The following is a 14,669-nucleotide window of genomic DNA, read 5'->3' as shown; positions in this document are numbered from 1 at the left end:
GCTGGCTTGGCGGCTGGTTTGGCAGCAGCAGGTTTTGCTACGGCTTTAGCGGGTGCCTTGGCAGCAACAGCTTTGCTCGCCGGCTTCTTCGCCGCGCTCGCTGCAACAGCTTTAGCTGGGGTACGAGCGCCCAACACCTTAGCCACGGCTTCCTTCACACGACCAACGCCCTGGGCCAGCTTCAGGCTTTCCTGAGCATCTTTTTTAAGTTGGGAAATGTAGGCGCGGGTTTCAGCTTGGCGATCCTTGAGGGCGTCCAGCAGATCCTCAAGTTCTTTGACAGCGTCTTTGGCTTTGGCTTGTGCCTTGGCCTTGCCGGCAGTAGCGGCGTCTTGCAGTTTGGTGCGGGATTTGTGCAGCTTCTCTTGCGCTTTACCGCGTTGTTTTTCCAGCTTGGCGAGCAGTTTTTCTGCATCGGCCAACGCTTGGGAACAGGCGCTTTCCAGATGTTCGAGCAAGCTGCCCGAGAGTTGTTGGAGTAAATGCAACGGGGTATTAACAGGCTTCTGTTTGGCCGACATGGTTTACCTCCTGGCTGACGTGGGTGCGGCTCATACTAGCCCTCTGCTCTTACCGCCGCTAGGGCATGTTGACAGTATCGTTTGCCTGGCGTTGCACCGTGAGAAAATTCTTATCGAGATAACGAAAATACGCGGCACTTTTTACGTCACCACACTGGCATAATCCGTCGCACTTTCGGCGGGAGGATGCCCATGTCGCGTTACTTTTTTCTTGTGCTTGGCCTGGCGATTTCGGTGGCCAATGCGAGCGAACAATCGCCGGTAAAAAACACCGACCAGAACCAGCACGACCTCGCCTACAGCCTGGGCGCCAGCCTCGGCGAACGCCTGCGCCAGGAGGTTCCCGACTTGCAGATCCAGGCGCTGGTCGAAGGCCTCAAACAAGCCTATCAAGGCAAACCCCTGGCGCTGGACAACGCACGCATCGAACAGATTCTTGCCCAGCACGAAGCACAAAGCGAAGCTGACGCGCAGGCACCTCAAAGCGAAAAAGCACTCGCGGCCGAACAACAATTCCTGAGCAAAGAAAAAGCCGCAAAGGGTGTGCGCGAGTTGGCGGATGGAATCCTGCTTACCGAGCTCACCCCAGGCACTGGCGACAAGCCGAAGGCCAGCGATCAGGTTCAAGTGAAGTACGTGGGACGGCTACCCGATGGGACAGTGTTCGACCAGAGCGCGCAACCTCAATGGTTTCGCCTGGACAGTGTGATCAGCGGTTGGAGCAACGCGTTGCAACAGATGCCGGTGGGCGCCAAATGGCGCCTGGTGATTCCATCGTCCCAGGCCTATGGCGCCGACGGTGCCGGCGAATTGATCCCGCCCTATACACCCCTGGTGTTCGAGATCGAATTGCTCGGTACCCGACACTGAGGCAACAAAAAACGGTGCGCCATGCGCACCGTTTTTTGTACCCCTATTATCGAGGATCAAGCCTGGGTAGCAGACTCTTCCTTGTGAGCGTTGTGCAGCACTTCGATCAAGCAGTCTTCCAGCTCGAATCGTTCGTGAAGCAACGCGCCCAATTCTTTGAATTTATCCGCCACACAGTTACCGGCATCGCACAGGTCGGTGAACTCGAGCAGCTTCTCAGTGATGACATCGATGCGCGGGTAGAGGGTCTCCGCCAAATCCAGGCCACGCTGATCGTCAAAGGCCTCCGCCTCCTTGGTCAGTTGCTCGTAGACACCGAAATGGCCGGCTGACACGTAGTCCACCAAGACACCACAAAAGTCCTGCAACGGTTCACGGTTCTCGGCCAGTGCTTCAGGCTTGGCGCCAAGAGCATCAAAGGCCCGAACCAGTTCGTGACGTGCCTTCAGCCAGCTGTCGATCAGCTTGTGCACCCCACCCCAGCGTTCCTGAGCATTCTGACAACTTTCCAGCATGATGATCTCTCTTCCCTAATAGGGGCGCTGCCGCCTGGTGCCCGCGCAACACTTCAAGGATAAAGCAGCAGCCGGACAAGGCCGCATCTGACAAACGGTTTGAACTACACGTGCGGGCCAGATTATGCCCGCATGACTATGGCTTCAAGGTACGCAGGAGAGAAAGTTCATACAAGTGTTTAATCCCGTCCTACAAACTGCGACCCGATATCAGCGCCTCGCCGGGCGCAAACGCTGGCTCAAAAACAGCTGTGAAAATTGCATGACGCCCAGTATCAACATCCCAATGAAGAACAGCAGGCTCCACTCCGGCAGGCTCAAGTCAAACAGCGTCCAGTTGATCTCAACGCAGTCGACGGTGCCTTTGACGGTCAATTGCAGAGCCTGCCAAAACGACAGGTTTTCGATCATGTAATGCAGGCTGGGCCAGCAATCAGCCGACTGTCCCGGTGCGGCGTTTTGCAGCAGTACCTGGCGTACGGCGGTAATGGCACCCAGCAGTGCGAAGCCCATGCTCGCCAGCCCATACAGGCAGATAACCGAGCGCTTGGGGTTATGAAGGGCGGCGACCAGATTGACTAATGTGAAACCGGCCAGGAAACCCCGCTGCATCTGGCACAGGAAGCAAGGACGCAACGAGACCCCGAACTCGAGGTAAAACGAGGCGCCCAATGTCAGCGCACCCGCCAGGAACGCAAGGACATACAAGGAGCGTGAAGGGGCCAAAGACATGCTTTATCCGCATCGCGAAAGATAGGTCGCTACGGTAGAGGAAAGGCCTGACCGCTTTCAATACATGCTGGAGCAGACGATTCCGCGAGAGGGTAAGGAGATCCCGCCAGAAGATGGAAGACTTTAGACAACAGAGGGTCGGACTTTACCTACAATCGCGCTGATAGCTGCTTTCCGAGGTCCTGAGGGATTGGCTGCCAGATATATCCGAGCCAACCCTCGCCTGTCTTCCTACCTCAAACCCGAGCCGGGACGGGTAACGGTGAGGCCAGCAAACGGTTATCCAGCAAACCCAGCCCTTCCTGGAACAATTGGTTACTGCGCTCGGTGTCACCCAGTTGGGCCAACAAGCGCGCCAGCTCGGCGCAGGCCTCAGGGTTACGCTGCACTTGCAGGCTGCTTTCCAGATAGTCTCGTGCCTTGCCCCACAAACTGTTTTGCAGGCACAGACGGCCCAACGTCAGCAGCAGGCTGGCATCGCCAGGATGATCCTTCAGCCAACCTTCGGCAAACTTCAGCTGCCGGGCCGGATCGCTGCCACGCAACAGACCATACAGCCGGATCAGGTGGCTGTCGTAACCACGCTTGATGGCGCCGCGCAATGCTTCCTCAGCCTTGGCGTCGGCGCCCAGTTGACGCAATTGCTCGGCATAGGCCAGGACCAATTGCGGCTCCTGACGCTGAGCGGATGTCAGTTGTTGCCAAGCCCGTTCAAGGGACTGCAAGCCGGCCTCGCCCTGTTCTTCACGTTGGGCTGCGAGGCTGAGGTTCTCGCCCCACGCACGACGCTCAAGCTCGGCCAGTTCACTGGCGGGCAGGACTTTGTCCTTGCGCAATTCCGGCAACAGGCGGATCACCGATGACCAGTCGCCCCGCTGCTGATGCAAGCGCTGCAATTGGCGCAGCACCTGCGCGTTATGGGGATGGCGTTCGTGCATCGCCTGCAAGGTGGTCAGCGCACCCTCCGTATCACCACGGTCCAGTTGCAGTTGGGCATGGCTCAAGGCAACCGCCAGCTCGGCCTGGGGCTGACGCTCCAGGGCACGCTCCAGCAAACCATCGGACTCTTCGTAGCGCCCCTGCTCATTGGCAGCACGGGCCGCGCCGAGGTAGTACAGCAGTGGCTGACGCTCGGCTTCGGCAGCGCGGTGCAGGTGGCGCTCGGCGCTGGCCCAGCGGCCTTCGGCGAGGTCCATCTGACCTTGTTCGATGGCGATCTGCACGCGGCGGCTGCGGTTGCGCCGCGACCACGGGTTGACCACGCCACCGGAAGTGGTGACCAGGTTCAGGAGCACGCGGATCAGGTAAATCGCCAAACCGATGGCAAACACCGCCACCACGGTCGCCCACAGGCTTGACTCGTAATGCAGCACGTGCGGGTAGGTGACCAGCACGTAACCGGTGTGTTTCGAAATTCCCACCGCCAGCGCCAGCGCGATGGCAATCGCCAGCACCAGGACCACATAGAAACGTTTCATCAGCTCTACTCCTGCTTCGCCGGCGTCGCCGCCGCCTTGGCTTCGTCGGCAGACAGATGACGCCGCTCAAGGTATGCCTGCACAGCCGCCAGGCTCGCAGCCAGGTCCGGCGTCACCACCGACACCGCCTTGGGCTCAAGCTCTGCAATACGCGCCAGCATCGCCTTGCTCTGTGGGTTGTCCTGGTTGAAGTTGTCCTGCAAGACGCTGCGCGCCTCGCCCAGGGAGCGGCTATAGACTGCCGACTCGCCATTGAGAGCGGCCCATTGTGCTTGCTCCAGGGCCAGGCTCAGGGCCAGGCGCACCTGGTTCAAGCCTTGGCCGGCCAGCAGCGGGCGGATGTTGTCATCCGGGTTGAAGTCGATGCGGAAGTAGCGGGAAATCTGCTCCCACCATTGGCTCCAGCGGCTTTCGGTGTCGGTGGTCGGGCGGCCTTGGGAGGCCGGCTCGGTCAACTGATATTCGGGGGCGATGGCCGCCAATTGCACGACCTGGTCGCGCAAGGCCGCCAATTGCAGGTACAGCCCGGTGCGGTCCGGCTGCTCGGTGCTACGCAGCGCGGCAAGGCTCTTGGCCAATTGCTCGCGTGCCGCGTAGGAGCCGGGATCGCTTTGCTCGCGAAGAATCTCGTCGGCACCCTGCACCAGCGCCTGCGCACTGTTGATGTCCTGCAGGGCAGACAGACGCAGGCTCGCCAGGCGAATCAAGTGTTCGGCCTCGGCCAGACGCCAGTCCTTGCGGCTGGCGCCCAGCACGGTTTCCAGGCGCTGGCTCAGACGTTGCTGGTCGCCCTGCAACTGGGCCACCAGACGACGGCGCTCCTCAAGCTCATCCGCACCCGGCAACTGCGCCAGGCGCGCCGCCAGTTGCTGCTGGCTTTGCTTGAGGGACTGGGACTGGTCATCGAGGGTCTGCACCTGGCCCAACTGCTGTAGGCTGCTGGCCTGCAGGGCGCGGACCTGCCAGATCCCCCAACCGCCGGCGGCAACACCGGCGGCTCCGAGCAGCAGGGCGACGATTGCCAGGCCATTGCCACGGCGCGGCGCGGTGACCGGTGACTCAACCGGCGCATCAAGTGCGGGTTGGGTTTCATCTTTAGGCAAGGCTGTTTCGCTCACGTATCCGTCCTTTGCGTTTCAGAGAGTGGGAACGGTATAGCTCCGTATCGCCACTAACAAAGCCGCGGCACTCGCACCACGACAATCCACAACTTTTTCTGCACCGGCGGCCCGCGCCATCTCCTGGACTCGCGGGCTCGGCACGAACAACGGTAGCTGTGCCACTTGCGGCCAATCGGCTCCGGCCAGGGCTTGCAGGTGTAGAAAACCCTGCCCACTGCTGACCACCAGGCCGTTCAAGCGTTCCAACTGGATGCGTTGCATCAGTACCCCGGCGTCGTAGGCCGGCAGGAAACGGCGATACAACTCCAGGTAGTCGACACTAGCACCTTGCTCACGCAAACGCTCCGCCAGCAGCTCACGACCACCCTCGCCTCGCAGGATCAAGACCTGGGCATCAGGGCGTGCGATAGCCTCGCGCAACGCAGGCAATTGAAGCAAGGCCTCGCTGTCGTCGCCAGTGGGGGGATAGTGAACGGTGAGGCCGTGATCAGCCAATACCTGCGCGGTGGCGGCGCCAACACTGAACCATGGCAACTGCGGCCATGCGCGATCCAACTGCGCGACCGCAAGTCGCGCCGCCGGCTTGCTTACCACGATCACCGCGCAGTAGCGGCTCAGGTCATGGAAGACAGCCTGCTGTTCAGGAGTGACCGGCAGCGGCTCAATATCCAGCAACGGCAAGCTGCTGCTGAAAACCCCCGCATCGGACAACGTGGCCGCCAGGGCCATCGATTCCTCGGCAGGCCGCGTCAGCAGCACACGCCATTCGGTCACTGCGGGCCGGCCTCGCCGTAGACTTTTTGCAGAATGGCACCGGCGCCCTTCTCCAGCAGCGCTTCAGCCACCTGGATACCGAGGGCCGTGGCATCACGTTGCGGGCCACGGACCTCGGCAGTCAGCAGGGTGCCACCCTCCGGATCACCCACCAGGCCACGCAACCACAGGTTTTCACCTTCGAGCACGGCGTAGCAGGCGATCGGCACCTGGCAGCCACCGTTGAGGTGCTTGTTCAGGGCGCGCTCGGCCGTGACGCGCACTTCGGTGTCCTGGTGATCAAGAGGTTTGAGCAGGGCGTGGATTTCTCGGTCGGCGGTACGGCATTCGATGCCAACGGCGCCTTGCCCACCGGCGGGAAGGCTGTCCTCGACGCTGATGGCCGAGGTGATGCGGTCTTCAAAACCGAGACGGATCAGGCCGGCGGCGGCGAGGATGATCGCGTCATATTCACCGGCATCCAGCTTCGCCAGGCGGGTGTTGACGTTGCCACGCAGGAAGCGGATCTGCAGGTCCGGACGACGAGTCAGCAGCTGCGCCTGGCGACGCAGGCTCGACGTACCGACGATGCTGCCCAGAGGCAACTCATCCAACGATGCATAAGTATTGGAAACGAAGGCGTCACGCGGGTCTTCACGTTCACAGATGCAAAACAGGCCCAGGCCTTCTGGAAAGTCCATGGGTACGTCTTTCATCGAATGCACGGCGATATCGGCTTCATTTTGCAGCAGCGCGGTTTCCAGTTCCTTGACGAACAGGCCCTTGCCGCCGATCTTCGACAGTGGCGAGTCGAGCAGCTTGTCGCCACGACTGACCATGGGCACCAGGGACACCTTGAGGCCAGGGTGGGCCTGCTCAAGGCGTGCTTTGACGTATTCGGCCTGCCACAAGGCCAGGGCGCTTTTACGAGTGGCGATGCGGATTTCGCGAGAGGACATGGATCAATCCGTACTGAATAGATACGGCAGATAATAACAGCTCAGGCAAATACGCTTTGATTTGAATCAGCAAGTGCGGGGCCTCCCTGGCCACCTCGCACCGGGATATGGAATGCAGGCCTCGCTACAACCCCTGGGCTAAAGCTGCTGCATCATCTTGCGCACACCGGCCACATGCCGCCGGCTGACGATCAACGCGTCGCCGTTAAGGCCTTTGAGGAAAAGCTGGAAATGCCCCAGGGGCGTGCGCTGCAAACGTTCGATGCGCTCACGGGCCACCAGCGCGTTGCGGTGGATACGCACGAAGCGGTCGCCGAACTCATCCTCAAGCGCCTTGAGCGGCTCATCGAGCAGCACTTCGCCGCCCTGGTGACGCAGCGTCACGTACTTGTGATCGGCAATAAAATAGACCACTTCACTCAGCGGGATAAGTTCGATGCCTTTACGGGTACGGGCGCTGATATGGCTGCGTGGCCCGTTACCACTCTGGGCGGCAGGCTGAGTCAGGGCGGCAAGCTGGACGCGGGTTGGGCGCTCAGCCTTTTTGAGGGCCTTGAGCAAGGCGTCGCCCACCACCGGTTTGATGAGGAAGCTGACACCGCTGGCTTCCAGCGTTTCCGTGGAAAACTCTTCACCGGTTGCGCAAAACACCACGGCAGGTGGCGACTCTCGCTCGCTCAATCGAGCCGCCACTTGCAAGCCATCGAGGCCCGGCATACGGATATCGAGCAACACCACATCCGGCTTGAGGCTGTCGATCAGCGTCAACGCCTCTTCGCCCGTGGTGGCGCTCGGCTCTAATACTGCGTAACCCTCGAGTTCACTGACCAGACGGCTCAGTCGCTCGCGGGCTTGGGGTTCGTCATCAACGATCAGGACATTCATATTGCGCTGGATTCCTGCGTGAGTCTCGCACAAGGATAGCGTAGACAGGTGCGGTGACTTGCGTCACAGCGATCCACGCTAAGACTAGCGCGAGCGGCAAAAAGTGCCCTGAGAGTGGCACCCATATTTACCCGGACCTGTTCAATAGCGCCCAAGACCTGCTGCCTTCGGGCATCGTCGTAGGGTTTGCTGATACACAATCCGAATACCCCCCTTTTTAATGGATAGTCTGGGCTCTGACCGCATTACCCGACTTTGGTGCATTCACACACTATCAGTCCAACTGTAGACGCTCGCCGAGACGACATTGCTCAATCGTCAAATATCGTTTCAATAAGCCCCTTTCCTCAGTCTCGTCCTGGACGCGGTCGACGGCAAGGCACTTAGCCATCCTTTGCACAAATAAAAATGCCGACGACCCGCAGCACCGCGTCCACGGGCAACCCTGTTATTATCGCCGGCACACTTCCATGCCTCTTTATTAAGCAGATCACGAGCGAATCCATGAGCACCGACAAGACCAACCAGTCCTGGGGCGGCCGCTTCAGTGAACCCGTCGACGCCTTCGTCGCCCGCTTCACCGCCTCCGTCACCTTCGACCAGCGCCTGTACCGCCACGACATCATGGGCTCCATCGCCCACGCGACGATGCTGGCCAAGGTCGGCGTGCTGACCGATGCCGAGCGCGATAGCATCATCGACGGCCTGACCACCATCCGTGGCGAGATCGAAGCCGGCACGTTCGACTGGCGCGTCGACCTGGAAGACGTGCACATGAACATCGAGGCCCGCCTCACCGACCGCATCGGTGTGACTGGCAAGAAGCTGCACACCGGCCGTAGCCGCAACGACCAGGTGGCCACCGATATCCGCCTGTGGCTGCGTGACGAGATCGACCTGATCCTGTCCGAAATCACCCGCCTGCAGAAAGGTTTGCTGGAGCAGGCCGAGCGTGAATCGGACACCATCATGCCGGGCTTCACTCACCTGCAGACCGCGCAACCGGTGACCTTCGGCCACCACTTGCTGGCCTGGTTCGAAATGCTCAGCCGCGACTACGAGCGCCTGGTGGACTGCCGCAAGCGTGCCAACCGCATGCCTCTGGGCAGCGCCGCCCTGGCCGGCACCACTTACCCGATCGACCGCGAGTACACCGCACAATTGCTGGGCTTCGACGCTGTTGGCGGCAATTCGCTGGACGGCGTGTCGGACCGTGACTTCGCCATCGAATTCTGTGCCGCCGCCAGTATTGCGATGATGCACCTGTCGCGCTTCTCCGAAGAGCTGGTGCTGTGGACCAGCGCGCAATTCCAGTTCATCGACCTGCCGGACCGCTTCTGCACCGGCAGCTCGATCATGCCGCAAAAGAAAAACCCCGACGTGCCCGAGCTGGTGCGTGGCAAGAGCGGCCGCGTGTTCGGCGCCTTGATGGGCCTGCTGACCCTGATGAAAGGCCAACCCCTGGCCTACAACAAGGACAACCAGGAAGACAAGGAGCCGCTGTTCGACGCCGCCGACACCCTGCGCGACTCGCTGCGTGCGTTTGCCGACATGATCCCGGCGATCAAGCCCAAGCACGCGATCATGCGTGAAGCGGCGCTGCGCGGGTTCTCCACGGCGACCGACCTGGCCGACTACCTGGTGCGCCGTGGCCTGCCGTTCCGCGATTGCCACGAAATCGTCGGCCATGCGGTGAAGTACGGCGTGGACACCGGCAAGGACCTGGCGGAAATGAGTCTGGAAGAACTGCGCCAGTTCAGCGACCAGATCGAACAGGACGTGTTTGCCGTGCTGACCCTGGAAGGTTCGGTGAACGCCCGCAACCACGTGGGCGGGACCGCCCCGGCGCAGGTAAAAGCCGCAGTGGTACGCGGCCAGGCCCTGCTCGCAAGCCGCTAAACAGGTGGGAGGTGCGGTGCAGCCTGGGTTATTTCTTGGCCGCAATCATGGCCCTGAACGCAGGCATCGCCGCCTCCCTGTCCTCCGCCACTTTCTGAGCGTTGGGCATCGCATGCAACATGTCCAGCAACGCCTTGGCCGCCGGCATTTCAGCCAGCAAATCCAGGCCGAACAGTTTTTCGCCCACCGCACAGGCGAGGTTCACGCTGTACATGAAGTACAAATCCGCAATCGTGAAGCTTTCCCCCGCCACATACGGCGCGAACTTGCCGTGCCTGCCCAGCGCACCGACCCCCAGCAGCAACTCGGACCTGGACTTCTCCTTGATCGCCTCCGGCACCGGCATGCCCATAAACGCTTCGGCGTAACACGCGCGGGCCGGCAGCTCGATGTACAACTCGATCTCCCTGCACAGCGCCAGCACCTGGGCTCGCTGGAACGGCTCGGCGGGCAACAGCGAAGGTCCTTCCTGGGTCTGTTCGATGTATTCGAGGATCACACTGGTTTCGTTGATAAACCCCTGCTTGACGCCGAGGGCCGGCACCTTGCCACGTGGGCTCACCGCAAAGACATCGGGGGTCTGCCCAGAGAAAAAGGGCACCTCTTCGAACGGCAGTCCCTTCTCCAGCAGCGCCAGCTTGACCATGTTGTAGTAGTTGCTGACCGAGAATCCGTAGAGCTTGAGCATTGCAGGTGCCTCCAGGCCGGGAATGGGGTTGGCTGCAAGGGTTATAGCCCCCAGGGCCCGGCCTTGCCAGCAGCATCACCCGCCTGAATGGGGGTAGACTGACGCCCTTTCCTTGAGGAGCCAGCCATGAGCGAGCCGACCGATATCGACAACGACGAAGAAGAATTCGCCGAAAACACCCTGATCGAAGCAATCGAGAACCAGATCGAAAGCGAAAACCCGCCGGCGGCCAAAGCCACGTTCAACAAGCTGACACTGGTGGGTTACGAGCGTGAAGAGATCCTGCAACTGATGGCCCACGTGCTGGCTGTCGAGATTGATGCGCTATTGGAAGAGGACCGTGCGTTCAATACCGAATGGTATGAAACTGCACTGCGCGCCCTGCCGGAACTGCCCCCGGAAAAGCAATAATCAGGGGGCGCAGCAACACGCTGGACAGTTCGGCAAAGTGCGTTCACCTTATGGCCTGCTAGCCTCTAATAAATTCTTAGAAAGTCTGGAGTCCTTATGTCGTATACCCCTGAGTTGGTTGCCGAACTGGAAATCCTTGTACTCTTCCCATTGGACAGCACCAAGGAAGGTCTGAAAGTTCACCAGACCGCCGCGCCCACTGCCATCGCTGCTGCCAAGCGCCTGCACGCGAAAGGACTTATCGACCAACCGGACGGGGGCTACCTGACCAGCCTTGGCCGGGACGCTGCCGAACAAGCCCAGACCCTGCTGACCATCCTGACCACTGCCACTACCAAAGAAGCTGCCTGATACCCTACATCGCCCATGGAGTCCGCTACTGGCGGATTCCGGGGGCATTGCTTTGGAGGTGCGAAAATTCTGACGTCAAAATCCATTTCCCTCTAAACCTCCTACGCTACTGGCTGTAAACTCCTACATGGCCGCCCACGTCGGGCTCTGCGAGCCACCGACTTCGACATGACCCGCACCCATGAGATCCGCCCCGACCTGGACGAAGGCATCGACCGTAAGGTGCTGGCCCAATTGCGCGCGCGTTTCATGGCCCTCAACGAAGGGCGCATGGCCCGGGCTGTCGAAGGGCTGACTCCGCGTCAGCAAAGCGTGCTGACCTTGTTGCCGCTGTTCTTCCACGTCAATCACCCGTTGCTGCCCGGCTATGTATCGGGCAGTACACCGGCCGGCCTGTCGAATTTCGAACCCGACGCCCAGGCACTGACCGAAGCCCAGCGCCTGACCCGCTCGTTCTCCTACAAGCCACGCCACGGCAACCCACCGCGACCGATTCACGGCCTGTTTCTGATGGGCAGCCTTGGGACGCTGGCCCAGGCCGACCAGAGCGATATGGATGTGTGGGTGTGTCACGCCGCCGACCTGAGCGAGGTGGAACTGGCCGAACTGCGCAAGAAATGCCAACTGCTGGAAGCCTGGGCCCTGACCATGGGTGCCGAGGCGCACTTCTTCCTGATCGAGCCGACACGCTTTGTGCTCGGTGAGCGCGACACACAACTGAGTTCCGACGATTGCGGCACCACCCAGCATTACCTGTTGCTGGACGAGTTCTACCGCACCGCCATCTGGCTGGCCGGGCGTACACCGATCTGGTGGCTGGTGCCGGTGTATGAAGAGACTCGTTATGCCGAGTTCACCCACACGCTGATTTCCAAGCGCTTTATCCGTGCCGACGAAACCCTGGACCTTGGCCACCTGGCGCGCATCCCTCCGGGCGAATTCATCGGCGCCGGGTTGTGGCAGCTGTTCAAGGGCATCGAGTCGCCCTACAAGTCGGTGCTCAAACTGCTGCTGACCGAGGTCTATGCCAGCGAACACCCGAACGTGCACTGCCTGAGCCTGCGCTTCAAGCGCGCGGTATTCGCCAACCAGATGGACCTGGACGAGCTGGACCCCTACATCGTGGTCTACCGCCGTATCGAGGAATACCTCAAGGCCCGCAACGAGCCAGAACGCCTGGAGCTGGTGCGGCGTGCGCTGTACCTCAAGGTCAACCGCAAGCTCAGCGCCGGCCAGCGCAGCACCAGCTGGCAACGCCTGCTGCTGGAGCGCCTGGCCCATGAATGGGGCTGGGACCAGCGCCAACTGACACTGCTGGACAGTCGCAGCCAATGGAAAGTACGCCAGGTCGCCTCCGAGCGCCGCGCATTGGTCAACGAGCTCAATTACAGCTATCGCTTCCTGACCCAGTTCGCTCGCACCGAACAGACCGTCAGCCTGATCAACAAGCGCGACCTCAACGTATTGGGCCGGCGCCTGTATGCCGCCTTTGAACGCAAGGCCGGCAAAGTCGAGTTCATCAACCCCGGCATCGCCCCGGACCTGGCCGAAGACACCCTGACCCTGGTGCAATCGCCCAACCGCAAGGAGCCGGGCCAACACCACTGGGGCCTGTACAACGGCAACCTCACGGCCCTGGAATGGGAGCACTTCGCGCCGATCAAGCGCAGCCGCGACCTGCTGGAGATGCTCACCTGGTGCCATCGCAACGGTGTGATCGACAGCAGCACCCGCCTGGCCCTGCACCCCGGCACCAGCGACATGACTGAGTTCGAGCTGTTCAACCTGTTGGGCAGCCTGCAACAGAGCGTCGCCCTGCCCCTGGCCAGCGTCGATGAAGAGCGCCTGCTGCGCTCGGCGGTGCCTGAGGAAGTCCTGCTGCTGATCAACGTCGGCGTCGACCCGCTCAAGCACCACCGCGACCTGAACATCCTGATGACCACCGAACGCACCGACTCCCTGAGTTATGCCGGTGTGCGCGACAACCTGGTGCTGACCCTGGACCAGGTCACGCTCAACAGCTGGAACGAGGTGATGGTCAGCCGCTACGACGGCCCTCACGCCCTGCTCGACTGCCTGCGCGACTACCTCAATCAATTGCCGGCGGACCATCTGCCACGGCTGCGGGTGCGCTGCTTCTGTCACAACCGCGCACAGTTCATTGCCCAGCGCGTGGAAGAAATCTTCGACACCGCCCAGAACCTGCTGCTCGGTCAGGACAATCACCGTTACCTGCTCCAGGTACAGCAGCACTATCACGTGATGGAGCTGATACCGGGCCAGGCGACCCACGTGTCACTGCCCACCCAGGACGCGCTGATCGCCTACCTCAGCGAAGAACTGGCCTGCTACAGCCCGCTGCATCTGGACGCCATGGCCCTGGAAGACCATGACCTGGCGCTGCTGCTGCCGATGGGGCTAGCCGATTGCGTGCAGGTGTTCTACCGAGTCAACGAAGGCTTCGCCGAGTTGTATGTGCTGGATGAATTCAACGCGTTGTGGCAGCAGCGCTTGCCGTTCCATGACGAACAGAGCCTGCTGGCGCCATTGCAGCGCTTTTTGCAGTCGATCATTTATCGCCGCGACGCGCTGTCACCGCTGGACACGCATGAGCCACTGGGCGCAGTGCAAACCTTGTATTACCAACTGTTGCCGTCGGGCAGCGGTCGCGCGCGCGGCATCGAGCCTCGCCCTGCGCCGTCGAACCCGGCGAATAAACCGTTCTATGACGTGCAGGCGATTATCGGCAAGGCAGCGCCGGGCCAAGTGGGGATCACCCTGTACTGCAATCAGCGGGAGTTTTCCGAGCTGGAATTTGGCGACCAGCTGTTTGCAGTGGTCGCCCAGGAAATCGTCGGGCAACGCCGGGAGCCCGAACGTTACCGCTGCTACATCACCGACTTAGACCTGTCCGGCCTGCTCGGTGATGTGCAAAGCCCCAGCAACCTGTACCTGCGCTACAAGGCCGAGCTGGAACTGTCGCTCAACGAGGCGCTGAGCCGGATTTAAAGAGGGAAGGCACCGCCGTCCTTGGGCTGGCCTTCAACACTGAGCAATTCCAGCTTGAGCGTCTTGCCGCCAGGGGCCGGCCAGTCGATATGCTGGCCAACCTGCAGGCCAAGCAAAGCACTGCCTACCGGTGCCAGGATCGAGATCTTGCCTTCATCGGCATTGGCATCTTTCGGGTAGACCAGGGTCAGGTGGTAGTCCTTGCCGCTGCCTTGCTCACGGCAATGCACGCTGGAGTTCATGGTCACGACACCCGCAGGCACTTCATCGTGGCCAACCACTTCTTCGGCGCGGTCGAGTTCGGCTTGCAACGCTTCGACGCCGGGAGATTCGTCGCCCAGGCGGTCGATCAGTTGCTCCAGACGCTGCACGTCAAGACGGGTGAGGATGATGGACGGTGCGGTGGTCATGATTCAGGCAGACTCCTTTTTTCTGCACAAAAAAGCAAAACCCCGCCAGGAAAGGCGGGGTTCTCAC

General features: G+C 61.0%; 15 protein-coding genes. 5 read left to right on the top strand and 10 right to left on the bottom strand.

Annotation, left to right across the window (positions count from 1 at the left end; genetic code table 11):
• The coding region (locus BM026_RS01725; RefSeq protein ID WP_218189396.1) for an AlgP family protein at positions 1-521 on the bottom strand (521 nt) is incomplete at its 3' end.
• Positions 522-713: 192 nt separating this feature from the next.
• Between BM026_RS01725 and BM026_RS01720 the strand changes: the two genes are divergently transcribed.
• A complete protein-coding gene (locus BM026_RS01720; protein ID WP_092241732.1) occupies positions 714-1,391 on the top strand; it encodes an FKBP-type peptidyl-prolyl cis-trans isomerase in 678 nt (225 codons plus the stop codon).
• A 56-nt stretch (positions 1,392-1,447) separates the two neighbouring features.
• On the opposite strand, the gene rsd is transcribed toward BM026_RS01720, so the two are convergent.
• The 7 genes from rsd to BM026_RS01685 form a co-directional block, all read right to left on the bottom strand.
• Positions 1,448-1,906 (bottom strand): sigma D regulator, encoded by a 459-nt coding sequence (gene rsd / locus BM026_RS01715; RefSeq protein WP_092241730.1) that lies wholly within the window; start codon positions 1,904-1,906, stop codon positions 1,448-1,450.
• Positions 1,907-2,116: 210 nt separating this feature from the next.
• A complete protein-coding gene (locus BM026_RS01710) occupies positions 2,117-2,638 on the bottom strand; it encodes a disulfide bond formation protein B (RefSeq protein ID WP_071488036.1) in 522 nt (173 codons plus the stop codon).
• A gap of 236 nt (positions 2,639-2,874) precedes the next feature.
• Complete coding sequence (locus BM026_RS01705) at positions 2,875-4,116, bottom strand: heme biosynthesis protein HemY (RefSeq protein ID WP_093120459.1); 1,242 nt, start codon at positions 4,114-4,116, stop codon at positions 2,875-2,877.
• 5 nt (positions 4,117-4,121) lie between these two features.
• Complete coding sequence (locus tag BM026_RS01700) at positions 4,122-5,234, bottom strand: uroporphyrinogen-III C-methyltransferase (protein ID WP_093527184.1); 1,113 nt, start codon at positions 5,232-5,234, stop codon at positions 4,122-4,124.
• 18 nt (positions 5,235-5,252) lie between these two features.
• Positions 5,253-6,011 carry a uroporphyrinogen-III synthase gene (locus tag BM026_RS01695; protein ID WP_092241727.1) on the bottom strand — a complete coding sequence of 253 codons (759 nt, stop codon included), beginning with the start codon at positions 6,009-6,011 and terminating at the stop codon, positions 5,253-5,255.
• Entirely contained in the window at positions 6,008-6,949 is a 942-nt protein-coding gene (gene hemC, locus BM026_RS01690; protein WP_093120456.1) for a hydroxymethylbilane synthase, read from the bottom strand. Before hemC ends, BM026_RS01695 begins: the two co-directional genes overlap by 4 nt.
• A gap of 138 nt (positions 6,950-7,087) precedes the next feature.
• Complete coding sequence (locus BM026_RS01685; RefSeq protein ID WP_093514192.1) at positions 7,088-7,834, bottom strand: LytR/AlgR family response regulator transcription factor; 747 nt, start codon at positions 7,832-7,834, stop codon at positions 7,088-7,090.
• A 504-nt stretch (positions 7,835-8,338) separates the two neighbouring features.
• On the opposite strand from BM026_RS01685, the gene argH reads away from it, so the two are divergent.
• Positions 8,339-9,733: an argininosuccinate lyase gene (gene argH, locus BM026_RS01680; protein WP_071488042.1), complete on the top strand. Its 1,395-nt coding sequence runs from the start codon at positions 8,339-8,341 to the stop codon at positions 9,731-9,733.
• A gap of 28 nt (positions 9,734-9,761) precedes the next feature.
• Here the strand turns inward: argH and BM026_RS01675 are convergent, their stop codons facing one another.
• A complete protein-coding gene (locus tag BM026_RS01675) occupies positions 9,762-10,421 on the bottom strand; it encodes a glutathione S-transferase family protein (protein ID WP_093514193.1) in 660 nt (219 codons plus the stop codon).
• A 126-nt stretch (positions 10,422-10,547) separates the two neighbouring features.
• Here BM026_RS01675 and BM026_RS01670 point away from each other — a divergent pair, with 126 nt between their 5' ends.
• The 3 genes from BM026_RS01670 (at position 10,548) to BM026_RS01660 (ending at position 14,192) form a co-directional block, all read left to right on the top strand.
• The gene (locus tag BM026_RS01670; RefSeq protein WP_058424213.1) at positions 10,548-10,832 is read left to right on the top strand and encodes a hypothetical protein; all 285 of its coding nucleotides are present in this window, start codon (positions 10,548-10,550) and stop codon (positions 10,830-10,832) included.
• 96 nt (positions 10,833-10,928) lie between these two features.
• Positions 10,929-11,183, top strand: a complete 255-nt coding sequence (locus tag BM026_RS01665) for a TIGR02647 family protein (RefSeq protein WP_010207442.1) — start codon at positions 10,929-10,931, stop codon at positions 11,181-11,183.
• A gap of 168 nt (positions 11,184-11,351) precedes the next feature.
• A complete protein-coding gene (locus tag BM026_RS01660; protein ID WP_093527182.1) occupies positions 11,352-14,192 on the top strand; it encodes a class I adenylate cyclase in 2,841 nt (946 codons plus the stop codon).
• Here BM026_RS01660 and rnk read toward each other — a convergent pair.
• Complete coding sequence (gene rnk / locus BM026_RS01655) at positions 14,189-14,602, bottom strand: nucleoside diphosphate kinase regulator (protein ID WP_058424215.1); 414 nt, start codon at positions 14,600-14,602, stop codon at positions 14,189-14,191. The genes BM026_RS01660 and rnk overlap by 4 nt on opposite strands.
• Positions 14,603-14,669: the final 67 nt, after the last annotated feature.

It is taken from the genome of Pseudomonas sp. NFPP24, assembly GCF_900112095.1.
Lineage (GTDB): Bacteria > Pseudomonadota > Gammaproteobacteria > Pseudomonadales > Pseudomonadaceae > Aquipseudomonas > Aquipseudomonas extremorientalis.
The sequence above is the reverse complement of the archived record's forward strand: the minus strand, read 5'-3'. Positions and strand labels throughout refer to the sequence as shown.

Bases quoted from the DNA above. Each gene is read 5' to 3' on its own strand.
- BM026_RS01720 (WP_092241732.1), top strand. From the start codon at position 714: ATGTCGCGTTACTTTTTTCTTGTGCTTGGCCTGGCGATTTCGGTGGCC.
- rsd (WP_092241730.1), bottom strand. From the start codon at position 1,906: ATGCTGGAAAGTTGTCAGAATGCTCAGGAACGCTGGGGTGGGGTGCAC.
- BM026_RS01710 (WP_071488036.1), bottom strand. From the start codon at position 2,638: ATGTCTTTGGCCCCTTCACGCTCCTTGTATGTCCTTGCGTTCCTGGCG.
- BM026_RS01705 (WP_093120459.1), bottom strand. From the start codon at position 4,116: ATGAAACGTTTCTATGTGGTCCTGGTGCTGGCGATTGCCATCGCGCTG.
- hemC (WP_093120456.1), bottom strand. From the start codon at position 6,949: ATGTCCTCTCGCGAAATCCGCATCGCCACTCGTAAAAGCGCCCTGGCC.
- BM026_RS01685 (WP_093514192.1), bottom strand. From the start codon at position 7,834: ATGAATGTCCTGATCGTTGATGACGAACCCCAAGCCCGCGAGCGACTG.
- argH (WP_071488042.1), top strand. From the start codon at position 8,339: ATGAGCACCGACAAGACCAACCAGTCCTGGGGCGGCCGCTTCAGTGAA.
- BM026_RS01675 (WP_093514193.1), bottom strand. From the start codon at position 10,421: ATGCTCAAGCTCTACGGATTCTCGGTCAGCAACTACTACAACATGGTC.
- BM026_RS01670 (WP_058424213.1), top strand. From the start codon at position 10,548: ATGAGCGAGCCGACCGATATCGACAACGACGAAGAAGAATTCGCCGAA.
- BM026_RS01665 (WP_010207442.1), top strand. From the start codon at position 10,929: ATGTCGTATACCCCTGAGTTGGTTGCCGAACTGGAAATCCTTGTACTC.
- BM026_RS01660 (WP_093527182.1), top strand. From the start codon at position 11,352: ATGACCCGCACCCATGAGATCCGCCCCGACCTGGACGAAGGCATCGAC.
- rnk (WP_058424215.1), bottom strand. From the start codon at position 14,602: ATGACCACCGCACCGTCCATCATCCTCACCCGTCTTGACGTGCAGCGT.